Raw genomic sequence first — 7,898 nt, 5'->3', positions numbered from 1 at the left:
GTAACCAGTAACCAGTAACCAGTAACCAGTAACCAGTAACCAGTAACCAGTAACCAGTAACCAGTAACCAGTAACCAGTAACCAGTAACCAGTAAAAGTTTAGTTATTTAGTTCTCTACTCCAAAACTCCATTCGAAGCTTAGATACTGTACCCATCCGGTATCACTTCGCCCTTTTGGATGATGACGATGCCATCAACGACAGAGTGTTTATCATATTCTCCATCTTGGAGGTGATGTCCACCCGTGATTTTTACATCGTTACCAATCCGGACGTTTTTATCGATAATGGCCCGGCTGATAAAACATCGTTGCCCGATTCCCATTAGTGGTCGATTATCAGATTGATGATCGATATCATCTTTTGTAGCAAACGTATCATTCCCCATCACAATGGAATTTTCGATGGTTGTACCTTTACCAATTCTAGCCCGGATTCCGATGACGGACCGTTCAATTCGGCTGGCCTCTATGATACATCCTTCTGCAATCAATACTCGTTCCAGGTTGGTTCCCGTCAATTTTGATGCCGGCAAATACCGAGCACGGGTATAGATCACCTGGTCATTATCATAGAGATTGAATTCAGGGACCGTTTTTGTAAGATCCAGATTTGCATCAAAGAAAGAACTGATGGTTCCGATATCTGTCCAATAACCGTCAAAAGAGTAGCTGGACACTTTGCTTCCTTCACCGATTGCTTTGGGAATAATTTCTTTTCCAAAATCTGTAGCATCGGGATTTTCATCAAAAAGCCTGAGCATAATTTCTTTACTGAACACATAGATACCCATTGATGCCAGGTACACGCGGCCCTGTTGCTGCATTTCAGGTGAGGTTTCAGAGGACCATTCGCTTAACTCATCATAAGAGGGTTTTTCGACAAAACTTTCGATCATTCCCTCTTCGTTGGTTTTCATGATGCCAAATCCGGTAGCTTCATCTGCTGTCACCGGCAAGGTGGCGATGGTCACATCCGCATCTTCCTCTTTATGAACATTCAATAAATTTCTGTAGTCCATTTGGTAAAGCTGATCGCCCGATAAAACCAAAACCTGGTCGTAGTCATAGTTTGACAAGTGATGCAGTGATTGACGAACCGCATCGGCCGTACCCTGGAACCAGTTTGTACTTTTGGGTGTCTGTTCAGCGGCCAGGATATCAACAAAGCCGTGAGAAAACAGGTCGAAATTGTACGTGTTCTTAATGTGTCGATTTAACGATGCTGAATTAAACTGGGTAAGAACGTAAATCTTTCGGATCCATGAGTTCAAACAGTTGGAAATTGGAATATCAACCAACCGGTATTTGCCTGCTATAGGCACCGCCGGTTTACTTCTGTGGCGTGTTAACGGATCCAAACGGGTTCCTCTCCCGCCCCCTAAAATAATCGCAATAGTTTTGTTTTCCATACTCATAGTTCTACGATTTCATTGATTTATACATTGAGATATAATTTTCTGCGGCTTTTGTCCACGAAAAATCTAATTTCATTATGTGTCTTCTTTTGCTTGCAAATAAGCGCTTTTTGGAAAATAATTCCACTGCTCTTTCCACGGCTTCAACTGCTTCCTGTAGTTTAAAATCTTCAAAAACAAATCCATATCCATCCTCTTCATCTACATCTATCACCGTATCTGCCAATCCACCGGTTTTACGAACCACCGGTATTGTTCCGTATCTCATACTATAAAGCTGGTTAAGGCCACAGGGTTCCACTCTTGACGGCATTAAAAGAAAATCGCTGCCTGCATAGATTAGATGAGCCAACCCCTCATTGTACTCCAGCCGGGAATCAAAATAACCGGTGTATTGATTTTCAAGATTTTCGAAAATTTCATGAAGACGCGGATCGCCGGTTCCCAGAACGATAAAATTTGCATCTATTCCTTTCTCATGGGCTTTCATGATCAGGTCCGGCAGCAGATCTGCCCCCTTCTCACGAACCAATCGCCCAATAAAAGAGAACAGAGGGTTATCCGGGTTCAAATCAAATTCTTTACAGAGCTCTTCCTTATTTCTTGATTTCCCCACCTTGTAATTTCTCAGTGAATAATGCTCTTCCAGGTAAGTATCGGTTGAGGGATCCCAAATTTCCGTATCAATACCATTCAGAATACCGGTTGTTTTAGCACTTTCAGCCAATAACAGATATTCTAACCCGTGACAAAATTCCTGGAGCTCATCCATATACCCTTCTGAAACAGTTGACACTTTCCATGCTGTTTTGATCCCGGCAGCTAAAGAGTTCAGCTTTCCGTCCCAGTCAAGCAGTCCGGTTTTGTAATGATCAAAATCGGGCAGGAGTTGTGCACTTTCAATATCGTATTTACCCTGGTATTCCCCGTTGTGGATCGTCAGAACAGTTGGAATGTTTTTTAGCAATTCGTACCGAAAAGATTGAGTCATCATGAAGGGAACCAGTGCAGTATGATGATCGTGGCAATGAACCACATCCGGCTTCTCTTCCTGGTGATTGATCCAGTCCAGTGCTGCAATCTGAAAACTAAAAAACCGCTCTTTTTCATCCCAGTAGCCGTGTCCCGTCCACGGATCAAGGTAAACACCGGGCCGATCAAACCGGCCGGGAATGTCTACCAGGAAAAGGTCGAAGCCCAAACCGGGGTTTACAAGCTTACTGATCCTGTATGCAAATGATGCCTGGCCGAAGGGTGCGCGCTCTTCGTACAACAATTCAGTTTCGGCATCCTGCAACCAATTATTGTGATAGTGAGGCATGATAACCGAAGCTTTATGCCCGGCTTGGTTAAGATATTTAGGCAACGCCCCAACAACATCCCCTAACCCACCGGCTTTCGCTACCGGGTAACACTCCGCGGAAATGTGAACTATTTTCATATATTTTTTTTCTCCAAGTAACAATAAATCAGGTTCTTCGTACTCAGAAGAAATAAAAAGATCGAGTCACCTGCAACGAAGTTTATGGTTTGATAACACAAAAAACATCAACATCGTAAATTCATGAAAAACTAAGGTTACCTATACAACTAAATATTCATCTCAATAGAATAATCTCCTTGCGCATATTTCATTGCACAATTCTTTTTAACGGGGACTTTTTGGGTACTTGAACATTCCAAAATTTCAATTTATCGCCCCGTTTACCCGGATTAAATCACCAAATTTATATGTATTTAATTTATTCAAAATTGCAAAAAATGAGTAGATATTAATTGTTTTTCACTTTAGCTGGCTTTTAATAAATTCAGATTCTTCCTATAGTAACTGCTTCAATAAAAGCAGTTTCAAATCTTCAACAAAAACATGACTCTACATTAGAGATGGCTACAATAGAAGTAGAAAATTTAAGTAAGACATTCGGAAAAACTGTTGCGGTTGATGACGTGTCTTTTGAGGCACAAAGAGGGCGCATTTTTGGGCTATTGGGTCCAAACGGGGCCGGTAAAACCACCACGATCCGCATGATCAACTATATCATTCCTCAAGACTCCGGTAAAATTACCATCCAGGGAGTACGAGTAAGTCCGAAAACTCAAAAAATGATTGGCTACATGCCGGAAGAGCGCGGACTCTATAAAAAAATGAAAGTTGGCGAACAGTTGATGTATCTCGCTCAACTCAAGGGGCTCGACGCCTCAACCGCTAAAAAGCAGATCCGTTATTGGCTGGAGCGGTTTAGTGCCAGTGACTGGCACTCAAAGGTGGTGGGTGAACTTTCAAAAGGTATGAGCCAAAAGATCCAGTTTATCTCAACAATTGTTCATGATCCTGAAATTTACATTTTTGATGAACCCTTCAGCGGTCTCGACCCCATCAACAGTGAATTATTAAAAGAGATCATAATTGAGCTCCGTGAGAAAGGGAAAACAATTCTCTTTTCTACACATCGAATGGAGCAGGTGGAGCAGATGTGTGATGATATCTGCCTGTTTAATAACGGGAAAGTAGTTTTGACCGGGAACCTGAGAAGTATCAAAAAAGAGTTTGGAAAAAACACTGTACTCCTGGAGTTCCAGGGCGACGGTACTTTTTTGGATGAATTGGATGATATTCGCATCAACAACCGGTCGACCAATTTTGCTGAGATCAGAATATTAAACGGGTTGGATCACCAGGAGATTCTGAAAAAAGCGATGGAACGAGCTGAAATTCACAAATTTCAACTGGTTGAACCTTCTCTCAATGAGATTTTCATCTCTACGGTAGGCGAAGACAACATCAAAAATAAAGAAGAATTACAAGCATGAGTTGGCGACAAGTATATTTGGTATTACGAAGGGAATACATCACCCGTGTTAAAAGTAAAGGATTTATTGCAGCAACGATTTTGGTTCCTGTTGGCTTTGTAGTCTTGTTTGGAATCGGAATTTTGATCTCAGTTTGGGAAAGCGATATTACGTTCGAAATTGGGGTTATTGACCAGACTGAAGTCTTGGCCCCCTCGCTGGAAGAAATGAATGAAGAAAGATACACCGACTATTCAGATCTGGCTGAAGATTCTCTCCGAACACTCGTTCAGCAGGAGCAGATTACAGGATATATGATACTGGACGAGGAGCATATCACTTCGGATAAAACCCTCGAACTGATCTACAGCGGAAGTGGTGGAATTCAGCTCTTGAATTCTATTCAGTCTGACATGAGAGAGGTTATTCGCGAAGAACGCCTTCAGAGGGCAGAAGTATCTCAGGATATCCAAAACATATTTGAAACGAGCGTCTCACTGAATTCCCGGAGATTAACAGCCGAAGGTGAAGAGACTGAAGACGATACGGCATTTTTTACAATTGTAGGGATGGCGATGGGCTTCATCATCTTCTTTGCAATTTTTGGATATGGCGGTTATATCATGCGAGGTGTTATTGAAGAGAAAACCAATCGAATAGTTGAAGTTATTACCTCATCCGTTAAACCCATTGAACTTTTGTCGGGGAAAATGGTGGGTGTTGGGGCACTTGCCATCACTCAATTCGGAATATGGATTATTGCTCTTGTCGGATTGTCGAGCATTGCCGGGCCGTTGGCAGCTTCGATGATGAGTGATCAGTCAGCACAAATGCAAGCGATGGGTGCACCCGAACAAGCAGAATTACCTGCTTTTCTGGATATACCAACCATTGAAACGTCCCTGATTGTTTACTTCATACTGTTTTTCCTATTAGGGTACATTCTTTACAGCTCTCTTTTTGCTGCAATTGGATCGGCCGCTGATTCAGAAACAGACACTCAGCAGTTGATGATGCCTGTTACCATTCCCATTATGCTGGCCTATTTCATCATGTTCCATGCATGGAGAAGTCCGGACAGTATGTTGTCGGTGATCAGTTCACTTGTTCCGTTCTTCTCTCCTATCGTCATGATTACGCGGATTGCAATCACCGAGGTTCCCTTCTGGCAAATTGGGTTATCGATGCTTTTGATGGTGCTTACATTTGTTGGGACGATGTGGCTGAGTGCTAAAATCTACAAAGTGGGAATCCTCAGCTACGGGGGTACAGCCAGTTTCAAGGATATTGCGAAGTGGATTCGCCAGTAATAATAATTTAGCCTCAGAAACAGATAGATTTAAGGTTAAATCTGAGCCTTCTGTGTTTCTGGGGCAATCCTAATTTAATTCATAGCACTTTCAAGTACTCTTCTCACTCTCTCGTCATACTCTTCCATCATAAACTGCTCTGCGAGATCGTTTCGCGTTCCTGAATTCACATATTCAAGGGCTGAGGCCGACATATACCGAATTCCGGGATGAATATCAGAAAAGAGTTCAGGCAATCTCTCCTCCCAGTTCGATGAGGATCGATCGTAATCCAGCACAATAGCAAGGGCTTCTTTTCGAATTTCATATGGAAATTGATCCGTTATAAATGTAGAGGCCATCTCCACAGCGGACTCGGTTTCGCCCTTTTCAGCAAGTAATTCGAGCAATAGCGGCACATTGTTTAAAACCGGTTCGCGTGAAACGAGATTTCCTGCAATTATATTAAAACGATCTGCTTCAGTAACTTCCGCAAGAGATTGAATGGCTGCTTTTTGAAGATTTGAGGGGCCTGACTGAACAATAATATTCTGCAGCCGACCAATAATCTGTTCATTATTTGGAAAATCAGCCAAAGCTTCAACAGCAGCTAAACGAACTTCAGAGTGTCTCTGAGAGGATGAATACTCCAGGAAACGCTGATCCATCCCGGAGGCGCCGGCCGTTAACCTGGAAAGTGAACGGACAATTTCTGCATAGACCTGCGGGTTAGATTCTACTCGTAGAATATCATCTAAAGCAAGTTGCAGATCTGGATTTTCCGTATAGTTGGCAAGACCTTTTGCTGCTTCGACCCGCTCATCCGGCTCCATATCGTTTCGCAGTTGATTGATCCAGAACATGAACGGTTTTTGAACATTTAAATTAATGTCATCCCGTTCCTCGATCGTCAGTTTAAAATTTTCAATTCCGGATGAAACACTGATCACGGAACTCTCGGATGCCCCGGTAAATGTTACTTCATGTTGATTTGTGCCCTGGAATGTGATCTCTTCAACAGCAACGGTCACTAATTCGTCTACCATTTGATCAGCTGCCTCAAAATTGATCTGCACAGTATTATCCGTCTCATTCCACTCTACTTCGGCCGTATACTCAATAGTATCCTTTTCAGATACTTCGAGTTCACCGGGTTCGAATCCTTCAAAAAATGGTTGGCCGGATTCATTATAAATGATTTCTGAAAGATCACTCCACCCCAAAATATTTTGTCCATTGTTCAAGATATTATTCAGAGAAGATTGAAGGGATGCTTTAAAACGTGGCAATTGATTTTCAGCAAAGAAATCAGACCATTTTGAAAAGCTGTGGAGAGTAAAAACATTATATGGCTCTTCCCCGGTTTCAGTTACCGGCTCAAATTCAAACATCTGGTTTGCCAGGATTGCATGGGCAGCATGAATGGCATCGGCATCGCTCCACTGCTCTTCCCTTATTTGGGTACCTATCCACTGACTCAACACACCTCTTTGTATCTGCTGCTCAAAATCTCCATGATCTCTATACACAAAAACTGTACCGGCTGCGTATGATTTAGTCTCCCAGAAATCATTATCCAGTACAACTATACTCAAATCCTGGTACGGATAGGCTGTGCGTTCTTTATCACGAATTGCCTGAAGAGTATTCGCACCCAATTCAGCCAAATTGGTTTCAGTATTCAATACCGACTCCGTGTAGACCCGTACACGGATGGGAGCTTGAGTTCCGCTTGTTCGACTCCGATTAACCGTAGCCGATGAATGCTCAGTCAATTCCCCCAGGACCCAACTCAGTGATGTAGCCGGTATAGGGTTGCTCGACGTGTAAGTGGTTCTCTCTTCCTCTACACTTACAACTTCAGATTCAACTCTTTGGCCATTTGCTACCAATATTTGACCCGAAGGATGTGTAACAAGTAACTCTGTAGTAAACTGGACCCGGGGATGATCCATCACCGGAAGCCAGTGTCGTGTAGTTTTTGGAAGTTGGGAGGTCCATGTGGTTCGATTTACATTTCTCAAGACCCCATATTTAGGATTTGCTTCATATTGAATCCTGATGTTCAGTACAGATTCCTCAGCAAAAACTTCATCCAGGTAGATTACAAGCTGATCATTTGACGCGGAGAACTCTTTTTCAGTCTCATTCACTGAAACCCCCAGTATATTCAGTCGGCTCGCATCAAAAACCAGGGAATCGGGATCATCGATGTTAACCGTTGCCCGGTACAAAACATCTCCTTCAATAGCACCAAATTCATCAATATGAAGGTCTGCATTTAAATGCTGAAGGGTAACATCCATTTTTGGGTATTTTGGATAATCCCAATCTTGTGCATGTAAGAGGTTTGCAATCCCAAAATAGAGAACAATAAAAAAGAGTAGATTTAATTTTTTCAT

The 7,898-nt window shown here is 42.5% G+C and carries 5 protein-coding genes; 2 read left to right on the top strand and 3 right to left on the bottom strand.

Annotation, left to right across the window (positions count from 1 at the left end):
- Positions 1-139: 139 nt before the first annotated feature.
- On the bottom strand, positions 140-1,417 hold the full coding sequence (locus L6773_RS18515) for a glucose-1-phosphate adenylyltransferase (protein ID WP_439653434.1): 1,278 nt from the start codon (positions 1,415-1,417) through the stop codon (positions 140-142).
- 4 nt (positions 1,418-1,421) lie between these two features.
- A complete protein-coding gene (locus L6773_RS18510; protein ID WP_237856022.1) occupies positions 1,422-2,858 on the bottom strand; it encodes a glycogen synthase in 1,437 nt (478 codons plus the stop codon).
- Positions 2,859-3,301: 443 nt separating this feature from the next.
- On the opposite strand from L6773_RS18510, the gene L6773_RS18505 reads away from it, so the two are divergent.
- Both L6773_RS18505 and L6773_RS18500 read left to right on the top strand, forming a co-directional pair.
- Complete coding sequence (locus L6773_RS18505) at positions 3,302-4,228, top strand: ABC transporter ATP-binding protein (protein ID WP_237856021.1); 927 nt, start codon at positions 3,302-3,304, stop codon at positions 4,226-4,228.
- A complete protein-coding gene (locus tag L6773_RS18500) occupies positions 4,225-5,517 on the top strand; it encodes an ABC transporter permease (protein ID WP_237856019.1) in 1,293 nt (430 codons plus the stop codon). The genes L6773_RS18505 and L6773_RS18500 overlap by 4 nt, the downstream gene beginning before the upstream one ends.
- A gap of 74 nt (positions 5,518-5,591) precedes the next feature.
- Here L6773_RS18500 and L6773_RS18495 read toward each other — a convergent pair whose 3' ends face one another.
- Complete coding sequence (locus L6773_RS18495; protein WP_237856017.1) at positions 5,592-7,898, bottom strand: hypothetical protein; 2,307 nt, start codon at positions 7,896-7,898, stop codon at positions 5,592-5,594.

Source organism: Rhodohalobacter sulfatireducens (assembly GCF_022012475.1).
Lineage (GTDB): Bacteria > Bacteroidota > Rhodothermia > Balneolales > Balneolaceae > Rhodohalobacter > Rhodohalobacter sulfatireducens.
The sequence above is the reverse complement of the archived record's forward strand: the minus strand, read 5'-3'. Positions and strand labels throughout refer to the sequence as shown.

Coding starts and splice junctions, on each gene's coding strand:
- L6773_RS18495 (WP_237856017.1), bottom strand. CDS start 7,898: ATGAAAAAATTAAATCTACTCTTTTTTATTGTTCTCTATTTTGGGATT.
- L6773_RS18505 (WP_237856021.1), top strand. CDS start 3,302: ATGGCTACAATAGAAGTAGAAAATTTAAGTAAGACATTCGGAAAAACT.
- L6773_RS18510 (WP_237856022.1), bottom strand. CDS start 2,858: ATGAAAATAGTTCACATTTCCGCGGAGTGTTACCCGGTAGCGAAAGCC.
- L6773_RS18500 (WP_237856019.1), top strand. CDS start 4,225: ATGAGTTGGCGACAAGTATATTTGGTATTACGAAGGGAATACATCACC.
- L6773_RS18515 (WP_439653434.1), bottom strand. CDS start 1,417: ATGAGTATGGAAAACAAAACTATTGCGATTATTTTAGGGGGCGGGAGA.